The organism is Fibrobacter sp. UWB16, assembly GCF_900215325.1.
GTDB lineage: Bacteria > Fibrobacterota > Fibrobacteria > Fibrobacterales > Fibrobacteraceae > Fibrobacter.
The window spans coordinates 695,398-710,555 of the sequence record NZ_OCMS01000002.1 but is presented as its reverse complement, the minus strand read 5'-3'; the positions used below and the strand labels follow the sequence as shown (position 1 = coordinate 710,555).

The following is a 15,158-nucleotide window of genomic DNA, read 5'->3' as shown; positions in this document are numbered from 1 at the left end:
CTAGAAGAAATACACCAACGAGAAATCAAGGGCCAATAAGTTTATCTTAAAATTCACAATGTTGTAAGAAACTTCACTGCGTTTTTCACCATTTTCTTCAACTACAATCCACGAAGAGTTCAAGCCCAAAAGTCCGACTGAAGTTTCAAACGCCAAACGATCCAGCACCATAATACTCAGGCCAGGATTAATGCCAAACTTAAACGTCCAGCCATGATTTTTCGTTTTCGAAACATCCTTGCCATCATCCGATTGCGAGATACCGTAGGAATATTCTACCGTAAGCGAAGTTTCGTTAAAAAAGTAAATCGTCTTGGAATCAAATACTTTCAAATAGTTCTTGAGGAACGGCTGAACAAAAAAACCGTTACTCACATACTTGCGATGTTCCTTAACATCGGCCAGATCTTCGAGGATTGAATAGTCGATATCTACATATGTACGACTGTACCCAGCACGAGCGCCAATCGCCATAGCATCACGAATAAAATATCCACCAAAAACTTCGGCGGTAAAAGTATAACCTTCGGCCTTGTAAATATCACCAAACAGAATGTTCAGCGCATCTTCGTCAGAATTTCCTTGAAGCAAGAAAAGCGTTGCGCCCGTGAGGATATTTCCACGATGGATTGCCTCATCCTCTTCAACTGGATAAAGGCTACCAAGAAGCCCGCCCTTTTTCGAAGGTTTAGTAGAATCCGCAGGAGCTGCCGAATAAGCAAGCGCAACAAACGTCAACAAAAAAATGAAAAATTTTGACTTTAAACTCATGGGGACAAAGATAAAAAAAAGACCCCATTAAGTAAATGGGGCTTATATTACAAAATAATTTCCATATGACTAATCATCATGGGAATTTCTTACAATTTTATTAGGTTTTTACTTTCTGAAAAAATTAATATTCAGCCAGCCTTTTTTACTATCTTCCGTGAGAGCAATACCACAAGCGACCGTTTTGTAATTGCCCTTCATGTTCAGGTAATGGCCGATATAGGAATAATCCTCTTTTTTGTCGGGATCGCGCTCACCGCTTACCACAAGAGCCTTTTCATCTTCCCACATCATCTTGAGGAAAGCATCGGTTGCTTCTGTTGCAGTTTTGCGCCAAGAGGTGCTAAAGTTAGGACCCGAATTTTGCGCACCTTCGCCGCAATCACCAAAATGACCGTGAGCTTTATTCGAAGCGAGGTCGTCGGCAGCTTGATTGTCAGTGCAGGTTTGCTTTTCTTCTGGTGCGAATGTCAGCGGATCGAGATTCTCGGTTGCACGATATTCGTTGATTTTCGCAAGGCAATCTTCGCGCCAAGTTTTACTGAAAAAGGACTTTTCCGCAGAAGAAGAGGATGATTTTGCCGAGGACGAAGACGAACTTTTCTCAGTAGACGAGCCTTCATCATCAGTGACTTCTTCATCAGTGACTTCTTCATCAGTGACTTCTGTTACATCGATAGACACCACATGACGTTCATCGGAACATCCCGAAATAACAAAAGCGAGTGAGGCACAGATTGCGAGCTCCACCATATTTTTAAATAAATTAATTTTCATAGTAAACCTAAAAAACAACTGGATTCCTCGCGATGCTCGGAATGACGGTTTTTCTACTGGATCCTTCGCGTTGTTCAGGATGACACGTTTAATAATAGCTTTTTCGGGCTAGCAAAGCCCAAGCCCCCTACAATCCCGACCCACAATTTACTATCTTTGGCGCCATGCTTAATGTTTCTAATGTCAGTCTTCAATATGGTAGCCGCGTCCTCTTCAAGGAAGTGAACCTTTCCTTCAAGAGAGGCAACTGCTACGGTGTCATCGGCGCAAACGGTGCCGGCAAGTCCACATTCCTCAAGATTCTTTCGGGCGAACTCGAACCGAACACGGGTGAAGTCACGAAGGACCCGGGCGAACGTATCGCCGTTTTGAAGCAGGACCACTTTGCCTACGAAAACAACACAGTCCTCGAAACCGTAATGATGGGTTTCCCGGAGCTCTACGAACTTAGCAAAAAGCGCGATGAACTTTACGCCCTCCCTGAAATGACCGAAGAACAGGGCATGCAGGCCATGGAAATCGAAACGCGCTTTGGCGAAATCGGCGGTTACGAAGCCGATTCCAACGCAGCCGTGCTCCTCAAGGGCCTCGGCATTCCCGAAGAATTCCACTACAACTTGATGTCAGAACTCGATGGCGGCCAGAAGATCCGCGTGCTCCTCGCCCAGGCTCTGTTTGGCAACCCGGACATTTTGCTCTTGGACGAACCGACGAACCACCTTGATTTGGAAACCGTCGGCTGGCTCGAAGACTACCTCGAACGCTTCGAAAACATCGTGATCGTGGTGAGCCATGACCGTCACTTCTTGAACGCCGTCTGCACGCACACTTGCGATATCGACTACGGCAAGATCAACATTTACGGCGGTAACTACGAATTCTGGTACGCAGCAAGCCAGCTCGCCCAGAAGCAGCGCAAGGACCAGAACCGCCGCGCAGAAGAAAAGATTGAAGAACTCAAGGCGTTCATCCGCCGTTTCGCTTCTAACGCCGCTAAGGCAAAGCAGGCCACCAGCCGTAAGAAGCTTTTGGACAAGATGACCGTCGAAGAAATGCCGGCCTCCAGCCGTAAGTTCCCGTGGGTGAACTTCAAGATGGACCGCGAACCGGGCAAGATTGTGCTCGAAGTCAAGAACGCTACAATTGACGGCGGCGACGGCATTATCTGCAAGGGATTCGACTTCTCGCTCGGCAACCAGGACAAAGTCGCACTCGTCGGTGAATACGATACACTCAAGACCGCATTCTTCCAGCTCATTGCCGAAGAAATCAAGGCTCCGGACGGAGTGCTCAAATGGGGCAACACCATCAGCTACAACTACTTCCCGAAGAACAACGACGCTTACTTCAAGACAGACCTCTCCCTCGTGGATTGGCTGCGCCAATACAGCAAGGAACAGGACGAAACGTTCATCCGCGGATTCCTCGGCCGTATGCTCTTTACCGGTGAAGAAGCCCTCAAGAGCGCAAACGTGCTCTCCGGTGGTGAAAAGGTGCGCTGCATGCTTTCGAAGATGATGCTCTCGAACGCCAACTGCTTGCTCCTCGACGAACCGACCGCACACCTCGACTTGGAAGCCATTACCGCATTGAACAACGGTCTCAAGGCATTCCAGGGACCGGTCATCTTCTGCTCTCAGGACCATGAATTTGTCCAAACTGTCGCGAACCGCGTTTTGGAACTCACGCCGAACGGTGTTGTTGACCGCAGCATTACCTTCGACGAATGGCTTGAAACCAAGAAGACGAAGAAGAAGTAATTAGCAGCTCTCTGTTTAAACGGAGATGCCCGCACAGTGGCGGGTATGACAATGTTAAGATCCCTGTCACAGCAAGTGGCAGGGATTTTTTGATATTTGATAAATTGTTACTTGATTGCTAGCGCGGCATTCAGCAATTTCGCCGACACTCCATGAGACCGAAGATATTCAGCAATCTTCTTCTCACGAGCCGCAAACTTTTCTTTTGCTTTTGCTTCGCCTTCGTGGCGAGCGGTACTCACGCACGCATTAAATTCGTCTCTATCGATCATACTCGTTGCCACCTTCTTGATAAATTCACCCGTTGAATTACCGACCTTCATAAGCTCGTAGACTTTTTCAATGACTTCACTTTTGCCTTTGGGCATTCGTGTCGCCGTCGGCATATCCTTGAAAAGTTCAATCCACTCATTTTCTGCCGAATGTTCCGTCTGCGGAGCGTACTTGGTCAAGTCTATTACAATATACCTTTTTTGAGGATAGATAGGCAAGGGGGCTGAGTTTTCCATGTCCGAGCACCGGAAAAGAGCCAATTCCTCATGATAACTCTTGCAAAAATCCACCTCAAAATTGCATATCCAAATAGAATAAACGTACGGCATGAGAAATGGATGCGCCATCCGTTCCTTTTTCGTCATTTCACTATCCATGACGATTTTCGCATTAATCGTCAGTAATGAAGAATAGAGTTCTATACGACCAAGAAAATTTTCGTGACTTGCCCTTTGCATTTCCACATCAATATATTGCCCGTCCATAGTACGCGCATGAATATCAAAACGGACAATTTTTCGATTCTTGGCAGGAGTCATCACATTTATTGTTGGCTTAAGATGTTCTGCATAAACAAATTTATGTTCGCCCTCCAAATGCAAAACTGCATTCAAAAAATGAATGAGGTTTTGCATTTTCTCAAAAATTTTCTTGAAAACAGGATCATACGTCGGATCAAAGAACATTCGTTTCTTCAATTCCGCAACTTTTTTCAAAATTGCAAGCTGACGTGCTTTTCTGCGACTCGCCTTGCGTTTCTTTTTACAATTCCCCGTCATGCACCATTCTCCAAAAAGAAAAAACATCCAAAATTCATTGGATGTCTCGGTACACTATTTCGAACCGCAGGAGGAAATGTAGAATACACCTCCAATTTGGCAAGGTTTAGTTTGTAAAAGAATGGTAAAAAGGAAAATCAGTCAATCAGAATAAAGAGTTTCGTCATCTATATCAGGCAAACTTCCTTTTTCAACATGAATATTCTCTTTCATATTGTTAAACACTCTACAATTACAAAATTTTGGAGCAGCCTCCCCCTTAATTTGTAAACCATGGCCTACATTTTCGTGGACAAGACAATCTGTAAATTCTCCTGAAGCAAAATCTTGTATTTCAACACCAGCCCCTTTATTATCATGAATATTGCAATTTGAATAAGCACCACAAGCTTGTTTTTGTTCCCATAAACCATGACTTAGATGATTATAAATTTCACATCCATTTACTTTGGGCGAGGCCTTTTCACCCACAACAATTCCTGGATAGAATGACTCCCCTTCAGTCTTGTTATCGTGAATCTTACAGTTTTCTATCTTAGGTGCTGCACTTCCTATAATAAACAGACCATTTTGCTTATTATTATAAATGTGACATTTATTTAAAGAACCCGAAGCAGAATCTTGGATTTTAACACCGGCGTAATTATTCTCGTAAATATCACAATCAGATACAACATCAAAAGCGGAGTCTATTTTTAGGATTCCATTCTGCCCGTTGTCAAAAATTTCACATTTTTTAATATTCCCGCCAGCACCATATACCGTTATACCACATCCCTGGCACCCTTTTATACAACATCGCTCTATAGTCGGTTCAGCATTATTGGCAATGATGATTCCGTCATCAACACTATTTTCAATAGTTACATTCATTAAAGTAGCATTATCTGTTATGTTTATCGCTGCATAGTATTTTCCATCTCCAAACACCAACGAAGAATGATCTACTTCAGACACGCAAATGACATTCAAATTTTTCAGTGTAGCTTTTGATTTTATATCTATACCAACATCAGACTTCTCGTACTCCCAGAAAATTTCTGGTTTTTCTCCATCATCTGTCATTTCACCAATTATCGTTACAGGTTTATCAATTGCAAAGGACGCCTTATATGTTCCTTTTTTCACATGTATTACAGATCCATTTGCAGCATAGTCTAAAGCATCATGGATTGTTCTGAAATTTCCAGAACCATCTCTAGCAACGGCAATAGAACTTTTGTCCATATTTTCAAAATGGATTTTCGATATTTTTCCTGGCTCGGTCCACAAAGAATCAGTTGCAACACATGAATCAACTAAAATTTCAGAGGGATTTTTTATAACGAGAAAAGCTTCTTTAAGAGATGTGAATGTACTTTTATGTACGAGACACGTTCTACCATTGCCTACAAGAATACCACAATCTAATCCACTAAACTCAGAATTTTTAATCTGTATAAAAGATTCGTCTTTTTCTGTTAAAGCCGTAATACTAATTCCCAAACCAGATTGACCTTTTTTTTCTTTATCAAAATCAGTGTAAAGAAGACCAAAATTGCAATCTATAATTTCTGCTTTAACATTTACACCACTAAACAAAATACAACAAATAGATTGGTCTTGATTATGGAATATTCCAAAGACATCCGAAAGAATACTTATTTCTGAATTGTCTCCAAATTGAGAAGAATCGAAAATTGAACAATCCTCAATTTTTATTTTCGATTGTTCCGAATAAAAAGCCTTTCCATTATGTAATTGAGAAGGGAAATCAGATTCTAAATTCTTGTTTTCATAATTTTTAATAACACATTTTGATACACCAAAATCGCATGTTTTTATTGAGAAATTTGATTCAGCCTGCATTACTATTGCAGTTTCTTCATTTTTGTAGAAATCACAACATTCTATTATTGCCTCAGATTTGGAGGAATGAATTCCAAATACATTATCAAAAACAGAAGAATTTCGTAAAGAAATTCTTGAAGAATTTAAAATTAATCCCTTTGAGTTCGATTTAAAATCGCTCATTTCTATAGAGAATATAGTTCCAGAATAGCTATAGAGCCCAGCACGTACATTGTTATGCAACTTACATTTCGTTAGGAGAACATTCCATTCACCACAAGAAGCAGCAATGCCATATCCCGCAGAAAAACCAATATCAACACCAATTAACTTACATGAATTTTTTACATAAATACATTTAGGCCAATATTCATCAGGATTTTGCCCATCAGAAATCTCACTTACAATAATTTTAGATTGTTCGTCTTCAGAAAAAGGTTTCAGCTGTCCCCAAATTTTCAAGTTGATGATTTCAACTTCTGCGGCAATTGTTATAATGCTGTTATGAATAATCGAATCATCCCATATTACAGGAGCATTTTCTTGATCTGCATCTCCGCGCAAAATAATATTTTTATCAATAACAAAATGCTCTCTATATATTCCAGGCTTAATAACTATGGTAACACCATCTTGAGCATTTTTAACTGCTTCCGAAACAGATGTATAATCACCTCTTCCATTAATATCAACTATTAATTCGCTACGACCGTTTTTAAAGCATTTTTTACAGCAATTGTATTCTTGATTAAAGTGTTCTTTGCAAACAATTTGGCCACATCGAGGGCATGTGTGAGCATTATCATTTGTCAGATGCCTTCCACAAACATGACATTTGATAACCATCTTCGTTTCATCCTGAAAAGTATTGTTGATGAAATTGCCCATAACCTTATTTTGGACATTATCACCAGCAATCTTTTGACCAACAACATCACCAGCGACAACATTTTTATCCCCCAAGCTTACACAATTCCCTAAGCCTACGGAAGAAGATGCCCCTTGTGGGGCACCACATTCAAAGCAGAATTTTGCTTTGATAGGCAATTCCAACCCACACTTGATGCACTTTTTCACTTGTGGAATTGCTGTTCCACATTCCATACAAAATTTTGCACCATCATCAAGTTCAGCACCGCATTTAGGGCAAACTGTCATATATCAACACCTTTTTTATCTTTTTATACACTAGCACCACATTCTTCGCAGAAAGACGAACCTTCTTCTAGCAAAGCACCACAACTTTGGCATTTGTGGTCTCTAGCAGCCGTTTCAGCAGCAACTCCATCAAAGTTTTTACGGTTACTATTCTGAGATCCTTGCGGACTTTTCATGTCAACAACAGCTCGGATTGTAGTCTGCATTCCCTGCAGCATGCGGTCATTTTCCTTTTGAGAATCTGAATGAGCATGTGCAGCCTGCTGCTTGTAAATATCAACAAGTTCCGATTGATGCTGTACATTCACACCATTTGCTACGGCATTTGCACCGGCAGCAGACTGCATACCAACCGAACTCATCTGAGCAAACATCTGCATTAATTGCTGCATGTTGGCATTATTCATATTATTCGCCTGCAGCATGCGTTCAATTTCAGCGGCTCGGTCTTCGCGAGTTGTTTGCAACACATTTTGCATTATTGTTTCAAGCTTTCCATTTTGAGCAAAAGCGGCTTCTGCCTTATACTTTTCAGCAGTGGCAGCTGCTTCAGCCGTGAACTTAGCCTTCAACGCTTCTGCTGCGGCAGGCGTAAGATCAGGATTTGCTGCCATAATCTGCTCTACAGTCATCGTCTGGAACATGCGACGCATTTCTTCCTCATGCCTATGTTCCATTTCCATTTCATGTTGCTGAACAGCCTGTCGCATTTTAATAGCCATTTCAGTACGCGCGGCTTGTTCTTTAATCTCCAAATCAGAATTACGCGACGCATCCAGATAATCTTGATCCATAGTCGCTTGGCGAACACGCGTATTGAAATCAAAGTCTTTTTCACGGCGAATATCACCATACTCGTCATCTTTTTGGCGACGTTCATCATTATAGGCATCCTGTGTTCGATGCAACTGCAATTCGTTTTCAAGTCGTTTCTGACCAACTTCGAATTCCCAGAGCATTTTTTGACGTTCTTGCGTCTGCTCGTTTTGGATAGTAGCCATCGCAAGCACTTGCTCGTCTCCAGCATCACGCAGAGCTACGCGATGACGAATATTATGTTGCAAAGTTTCTAATTCGTCATCACGAACAAGTCCGTTCTTACGATACTCAAGAAGTGTTGAATCTACATCATCTTCATTCTTTGCATCACGTAAAATCTTCTGTGTTTTTAAGTCAAGGTTAAAAGCATCAAATTCATTTTCTCGAAGCAATTCACTCTTACGAATTTCCTGTAGAGCTGCTTCTAGTTCTTCTCCTGTTTTTGCCTCATGAATTTTGTGTTGTCCATAAAGCAACGCTGCAAATTTTTCATGTTCAAACTTACTTAGCTCATTCTGTTCGTCAATTTTCGCCATAGCATCGACGAAATCCACCTGAGTACGGGCTTCGCGAAGCATTTGAGCGTTGTTTTCATTTTTTAGGCGATTCAAAAAATCATTTCGTTTCGTGAGCTGTTCAAGTTCAAGCTCCGAAATATAGAGTTCTTCCCTGAGTTTGCGAATCTTATCCAAATCCTCGCGAGATGCGCTCATATCCAAAACATCCGTTACCGTCACGAATGGATACACTTGAGTCATGATATCTTGCAATTTCTGCAGAACTTCACTATAAAGCGTCATATTGCCCACGATCTGATTAGGCAACAAATTAGCCACAACATCGCGAAGAGCCGTTTGCACGAGAGAATCTATTTTCTCAGAAAATTCTTCATAGCACACAAACTTCTTATCCAAAAGTAATGCACGATAGAATTCATTTATGTTTGATATCTTGCACAATGCATGCAGAACCACATCACTGTGCAAATTTGCCGTAGGCATATCCTTCAAATCGAATAATAGCGGAAACTTAGTATCTCGAATTAACACAATCGATACGCGAGGAACATTTGCATTCACAGAAATAGAAAGGCCTGCGGCCTCAGCTCGTTCACGACCACGGCTAGAGAAGAAACCAACAACACGATTGAAGAATCGACGAACAAGCCCTAGTTTGTCTACATGCGGTGAATTCTCGCTGACCCCCATTTCCTTGAAAGAGTAACTACCGCCTTCAAGTTCAGCCACAAGTTTCCCTTCAATAAAGAAGAGGGCCTTGACACCATCCTGCACCTGCAAGCCTTTAACTTTGCCATAAGCAGCAACATCCTTTTCGTCAATCTTTACAGCAATTTGCCCCTCCAAAACATTCCAATGGATGTAAGACCCAAGCAGCGTAAAATTATTTTGAACAGGGCTTATTTCAGATGAAGGATTCACAATAGATTCAACCTTTGTTCCACACTTTTTGCAGAATTTTGCGGTATCCGGCAAAATTTCATCACAATTATTACACTTTTTCATAAATTCTCCTTGATTTTTACTTTTTTATGCCGATAAAAGGTTTAAATTTATTTTTCGTCCATCTTAAATCACCTTCAACCCAATAGATGTCTGGCCAATATACACCTCCATTCCAAGACTTTTCAAATAAGAAATTATTGGGGAGAACATTTTTCAGTGCCACCGCAATTTCAGTCTTTTTGTTCGGAAATTGAGTTTCAACAAATGATTTTAGCCTTTCTTTATCACCTTTGGTCGGCATTCTATACCCCTCTGGAGCAATAGCTTTATTATCAAAAAAGGCTCTTATCCCATTCTTATAATTTTTTGTCATCTTATAGGATTGAATTATAGAAATTGTTCCGAAGCCTCCCATCCAAATTATCCAAAACCAATTTTCTTCCATAAAAAAAACTAGTCCTAAATATACCCCCAAAAAGGAAGCTATCCATAGGGGTTCCGCTTCGTCTTCACTTTTATAATAAATAAAGGCAAACACTATAGGAATGACAGCAATTCCCCAATATATCAACATTCCTGTTTTTGAATCATAGCAATATGATTGCACCAAAAGTCCCAACACTCCGAAAACACCAGAAAAAATGACTAACATGACTATGAAAAAAGCAATTAACGTTCCAATACCTGAATCTTTATAATTTTTTTTCTTTTTAGCCGCATACCAATTATATTTATAATAGGGACAATCGCAATTGTTATCTACTTCAATATCAACACCTTCGCCAATTGAGCAAACTCCAGTCTTTTCCGAATAAAACAAAGGTTCAGCCATCCAAGTTTGCTTCCCTATAGTCGCAATTTTATACTCATGTCCATCTCGACTATCTTTAAACGAACCTATTTTTATTCCCTGCATTTCAAGAAATTTCAAATTATTTAACCGTTCTTCCTCCATTTGTTTCTGGCGACTTTCTTCAAGTTCTTTTTCTTTCTGAGCCTTTTTCCTTTTCTGTTCTGCAATTCGTTTTTCTTCAGCAATTTTGGCTTCTTCAGCTTTTCGTTTTTCTTCTTCAGCTTTCATTCTTGCCGCAATTTTGGCGCGCTCTTCTTGATACTTTTCGTCGTAAACAAAAGCAGTCTCTGTAAAATTTATCCAAAAAGGAGCGACATCAAAAGAACGAATATCGCGATTGGCCAACTCAACCCATTGGCACAATGCAACAGAATATTTTTGAAATGAATACTCTAGCGATTCTTCTATCGTATGCAAATCTAACGACACTACCAATTCTTTCGCTTCATTTAACGATTTTCGCAAATTATTATGGTTAAATTTATAGCATTTATGAATTATATGACAACAAATAGTCAGTTGCTCATTTCCACTTTTTTTTTCAATTTCTTTAAGCTCCAGAAAAGCCTCTTTATCTTTATTGATGAAAAGATTCTTTATAAAACAAAGAATATGAGCGGCTAAAGACTCACCATTCAAACCTTTATATGCAATCTCTACATCCTTTAATATATTTGCAGAATTATTCGAAAAAAGAAGTTTTTTCAAAACAGCTTCTTCGTTTTTCGTTATAACTTCATTCATTAGGCGCTCCTTATATATTTAAAATATTTCACTGTTATCGACGATTGCCTTAATATCAGAAACTTCAAAAACTTTATTGTGAAAACTTCCAAACAAAACAACATTCAATCCCTCGATTTTTTTCAAAGAATCATTTTCAAAAGGATTATCTCCTTTTTTAAACAGGGGAACAATTGAATTATCATTACAGTACAAAAAAGGTTTCAATCCTTCATTTTTGCTTCCACTATCGCTTTGACGGAATACAACTGTTCCTTGCAAAATCACTTGATTTCGCTTAGATTCACAATTTCCCATATTCGAATCAAAATTTTTCATTGCTTCGGCCTCATTTTGAAAACAGTTGTTTTTTAATATTTCCATTTCCATCAAAATAAATCTTCATTAGAGATTTCCAATCACCAAAGCTTTTTTCATAAACAGCCTGATACAAATTATTTGTACCAACTTTATAATACTTAGGTTCAATACCCTGCATGTAATCTGACATATCAAATGATGTTTTCACCTTTACTTGATACTGCTCTAATTTAGGCAAGAATGCCTTAACCACATTACAATCTTTTTCTATCAATACCGATTTCACAGCACGATAAACATCAGGCATAGGAATTTTTATTCTTGAAACTGTTTGATTGAAACCTTTCGCATATTTTTGTTGCGTATCATATACTAATTGGATTGACGGATCCCCATATAACGAAAATTCCGCTAAAGTCTTTATCGTTGAATCGTCTGCATCTTTTTCAGACATTAAAGCTGATAGAGCATCGCAATACGCGTCTCCAGCACTTTTCCCTTCTTGAACTTTTTTCAAAAAAGTTCCAACGATGATATCAGCACAAGTTCCTGGAGGAATACAAGGACCATACGCAATTCTACTAGAGCCCAAAAAAGCAAGGCATCTATTTTGCATTGCAGTAAGAACGATGCTATCTTTGGGTGCTAAACCTTGTGTATACCGAGCCCCATAACAAGCTTCCACTCCAAGAAAAAAAGGATATTTTATTTGCTTCACAATTTCTGGAGAAAATGTTTCAGGATAACTAAAATCCTGCTGTCCATACCAAAATTCGGTTTGATTACTTCCGTGAAGATTGAAATAAAAAAGATTTACATTTTGGGGAATTACTTGGCTGACATTAACCAAAGTGATGTTAGGCGATATTTCGATTTCGTCCTGTGAAATTTTTTCGTATTGAGCCTCAGAGGCTTTTTGCCAAACAAAAGCAGAAAGACCAAATGGTTTTGTTTTTGATTCGGGCGCATAGTTTGAGGACGTCGCAAAATACTTGACAAATTCGTCTAAAGATTCTCCTAAATAGCTAGGCAAGCGCCCTGTACGCAAAACTTGCGAAAAATCATATTGTTGACCGTTCCACGGAGAATTCGTGTCTAATGTGACATAGGGTAAGTCTGCAAGAACATTTTCATCACTATCTTTACACTCATTCTCCCAAGACATTACATTGATAATTTCTTCGTTGCCCAATATGAAAAGGTATTTAGGACACGCTACAGAAGTTATTTGTTTGAGCAATTCAACAATAGTCCACACATCGTTTGATTTGGCTGAACAAATTCCATTATTACCAATATCAAGAAGGTGGTAGTGAACATTTCTTGCCTTAGCCTTGCTAATGTAATCAGCAATATCACTTTTTAACTGAGAAGAAGAACAAGAGAGTTGGTTAGCTAAAGCGGATACATCGGTCATTATGATACCGAGTTCAGAAGAACCCGATGACATCGATGCTTTCAGCCATTGTAATTGCCAATTACTGAGAAATGTGGAAATAGAACCTTCAGCGAAAGATGATTCCTTGTCTCTAGAATTTTCATCCAAAGGATTCAGATCGAGAGATACCTTTGCGCCACATTCTTCGCAAAAGTTAGCTCCGTCCGATAGTTTATGTCCACAATTTTCGCAGTATGGCATAACTCATTTTACAAAGTTTCTTTCAATTTTTTTTACTCTAGACCGTATATCATTTATCGTATTTAAAGCACCTTCTATATCAGGGCATTGAGTTACAAGGATTTTTCTATCACAAGGAGCCACACATGTCCTAACATGAGCGTCTGCCTCGTCCTCGTGCTATGAAATTGTCGAGATTTCGTATGGAGAACAAGAGCAAAAACTCTATTTTACGTTTAGAAAGATAACATTAATTTTTTGAAAAAGACTCAAGTTGTATAATTTTTTATTACAAAAATTCAGAAATCTTTATCATTTTTGCTATTTTTCGAGCATGTTCCACCCGATCCGGCACTTCATTACGATTACCAAGCACAGGAACGAAGTGATTCGCCTTTGCTTCAAGGCCGGTATCGGGTTACAGGGACTATTCCACGATTTGTCGAAGTACAGCCCTACCGAATTTATTCCTGGAGCCAAGTATTACACGGGCAAGGAATCGCCAAACAACGGCGAACGCCGCGACACGGGCTACAGTCTTGCATGGATGCACCACAAGGGGCGCAACAAGCACCATTTTGAATTTTGGTACGATTACGACATGAAAACAAAGAAAATCGTGCCGATGGACATGCCGGACCGCTACATCAAGGAAATGTTCTGCGACCGCGTGGCCGCCTCCAAGACGTACAACAAGAAAACCTACACGCAAGAAGCTCCGCTCCAGTATTTAACGAAAAGCACTGCGCACGAGAAGATGACGGAAACAACTTACAAGAAGTTGCTGTTCTTGCTCAAGAAGCTTGCGACGGATGGCGAAAAAGAAACGCTTAGGTTTATGCGGCATTGCAAGGAACTGCCGACGGAGTAAACAACAAGAGCCCTTGCGACAACCAGCGCAAAAAAGTATATTTGTAGAAATCACTGGATCCTTCCACCTATGGTGTCAGGATGACAAATCCAGAGAAAAAGTATATTTAAAGGAGATGCCCGTTCGAAGGCGGGCATGACATTAATGAACCGCGATTGTTCGCGGCAACACTTGAACGGAAAGGCAAATTATGGAACTTGGAAGAATTAACCGCGCACGCGTCGAATCTATCACGCCACAGGGTTATTACCTGGAACTCGAAACTGGCGGAAGCGTGCTCCTCCCCGGCAACCGCAACAAATTCACGCTTGTCGAAGGCGAAATCATTGACGTGTTCGTTTACACGGATTCCGAAGACCGCCCGATTGCAACGCTTGACAAGCCGCTCGCCCAGGTAGGCGAATTTGCAGTACTCACCGTCAAGGAAGTCAACCGCGTTGGCGCATTCTTGGATTGGGGTCTCAACAAGGACTTGTTCCTCCCCTTCAAGCAGCAACTTGGCGAATTGCAGAAAGGCGACCGTTGCGTAGTCTTTGTACTCGAAGACGAAAAGAGCGGACGCATCATCGCCACCGAAAAAATCAAGAGCTTTATCGATCCGGACACGAACGACTTGCATATCGGCCAGCGCGTAGAACTCGCCGCTTACGAAGTCACGCCCGACTACGTCGATTGCCTCGTGGATTACCGCTACACGGGCCGCCTCATGATGAGACCCGGTATGGAACGCATCTACATCGGTGATACGATGCCCGGATTCATCCAGCGTTTCACGAGCGACGGAAAGATTACGCTCAACTTGACACCGATCGGTTACAAGGGAGTGATGAAGAGCGAAAGCCCCAATGCGGTCATGCAAAAGCTCGAAGCTGCGGGCGGATTCCTCCCCTACGGCGACCACACCGACCCGGAAACTATCCGTCGTGAATTCGGGATGTCCAAGAAGACGTTCAAGAAGATTATCGGGACGCTTTTCCGCGAAGAAAAAATCGTGATTACCGAAGACGGAATTCGCGCAGTTTAATCCCCTAAAAAGGAGATTCCCGCTCAGAGGCGGGAATGACAGCTGAAAAGCCGCGATTGCGGCTTTTTGCGTTTTCAAGATTCACGCGGCTCATCGGCCGCGCATTTCGTTTTTTTGA

The 15,158-nt window shown here is 40.8% G+C and carries 11 protein-coding genes; 3 read left to right on the top strand and 8 right to left on the bottom strand.

Annotated elements, in window-relative coordinates:
* Nucleotides 1-741 carry a hypothetical protein gene (locus CRN95_RS08320; protein ID WP_145993978.1) on the bottom strand — a complete coding sequence of 247 codons (741 nt, stop codon included), beginning with the start codon at nt 739-741 and terminating at the stop codon, nt 1-3.
* Between the two features lie 138 nt (nt 742-879).
* On the bottom strand, nt 880-1,548 hold the full coding sequence (locus CRN95_RS08315) for a CAP domain-containing protein (RefSeq protein WP_097020605.1): 669 nt from the start codon (nt 1,546-1,548) through the stop codon (nt 880-882).
* Between the two features lie 164 nt (nt 1,549-1,712).
* Here CRN95_RS08315 and CRN95_RS08310 point away from each other — a divergent pair, with 164 nt between their 5' ends.
* Entirely contained in the window at nt 1,713-3,308 is a 1,596-nt protein-coding gene (locus tag CRN95_RS08310; protein WP_097020604.1) for an ABC-F family ATP-binding cassette domain-containing protein, read from the top strand.
* Between the two features lie 107 nt (nt 3,309-3,415).
* Here CRN95_RS08310 and CRN95_RS08305 read toward each other — a convergent pair whose 3' ends face one another.
* The 6 genes from CRN95_RS08305 to CRN95_RS08280 form a co-directional block, all read right to left on the bottom strand.
* Nucleotides 3,416-4,360: a PD-(D/E)XK nuclease family transposase gene (locus CRN95_RS08305; protein WP_159462296.1), complete on the bottom strand. Its 945-nt coding sequence runs from the start codon at nt 4,358-4,360 to the stop codon at nt 3,416-3,418.
* A gap of 141 nt (nt 4,361-4,501) precedes the next feature.
* Complete coding sequence (locus tag CRN95_RS08300; protein ID WP_097020602.1) at nt 4,502-7,348, bottom strand: right-handed parallel beta-helix repeat-containing protein; 2,847 nt, start codon at nt 7,346-7,348, stop codon at nt 4,502-4,504.
* A 23-nt stretch (nt 7,349-7,371) separates the two neighbouring features.
* On the bottom strand, nt 7,372-9,690 hold the full coding sequence (locus CRN95_RS08295) for a zinc ribbon domain-containing protein (protein ID WP_097020601.1): 2,319 nt from the start codon (nt 9,688-9,690) through the stop codon (nt 7,372-7,374).
* A gap of 16 nt (nt 9,691-9,706) precedes the next feature.
* On the bottom strand, nt 9,707-11,227 hold the full coding sequence (locus CRN95_RS14925; protein ID WP_097020600.1) for an FISUMP domain-containing protein: 1,521 nt from the start codon (nt 11,225-11,227) through the stop codon (nt 9,707-9,709).
* 18 nt (nt 11,228-11,245) lie between these two features.
* The gene (locus tag CRN95_RS08285) at nt 11,246-11,596 is read right to left on the bottom strand and encodes a hypothetical protein (protein ID WP_097020599.1); all 351 of its coding nucleotides are present in this window, start codon (nt 11,594-11,596) and stop codon (nt 11,246-11,248) included.
* Nucleotides 11,556-13,166, bottom strand: coding sequence for a zinc-ribbon domain-containing protein (locus CRN95_RS08280; RefSeq protein WP_097020598.1), 1,611 nt, complete (start codon nt 13,164-13,166; stop codon nt 11,556-11,558). The genes CRN95_RS08285 and CRN95_RS08280 overlap by 41 nt, the downstream gene beginning before the upstream one ends.
* A gap of 313 nt (nt 13,167-13,479) precedes the next feature.
* Here CRN95_RS08280 and CRN95_RS08275 point away from each other — a divergent pair, with 313 nt between their 5' ends.
* Entirely contained in the window at nt 13,480-14,016 is a 537-nt protein-coding gene (locus CRN95_RS08275; protein ID WP_097020597.1) for a DUF5662 family protein, read from the top strand.
* 190 nt (nt 14,017-14,206) lie between these two features.
* Nucleotides 14,207-15,040 carry a S1 RNA-binding domain-containing protein gene (locus CRN95_RS08270; RefSeq protein WP_097020596.1) on the top strand — a complete coding sequence of 278 codons (834 nt, stop codon included), beginning with the start codon at nt 14,207-14,209 and terminating at the stop codon, nt 15,038-15,040.
* Nucleotides 15,041-15,158 lie beyond the last annotated feature (118 nt).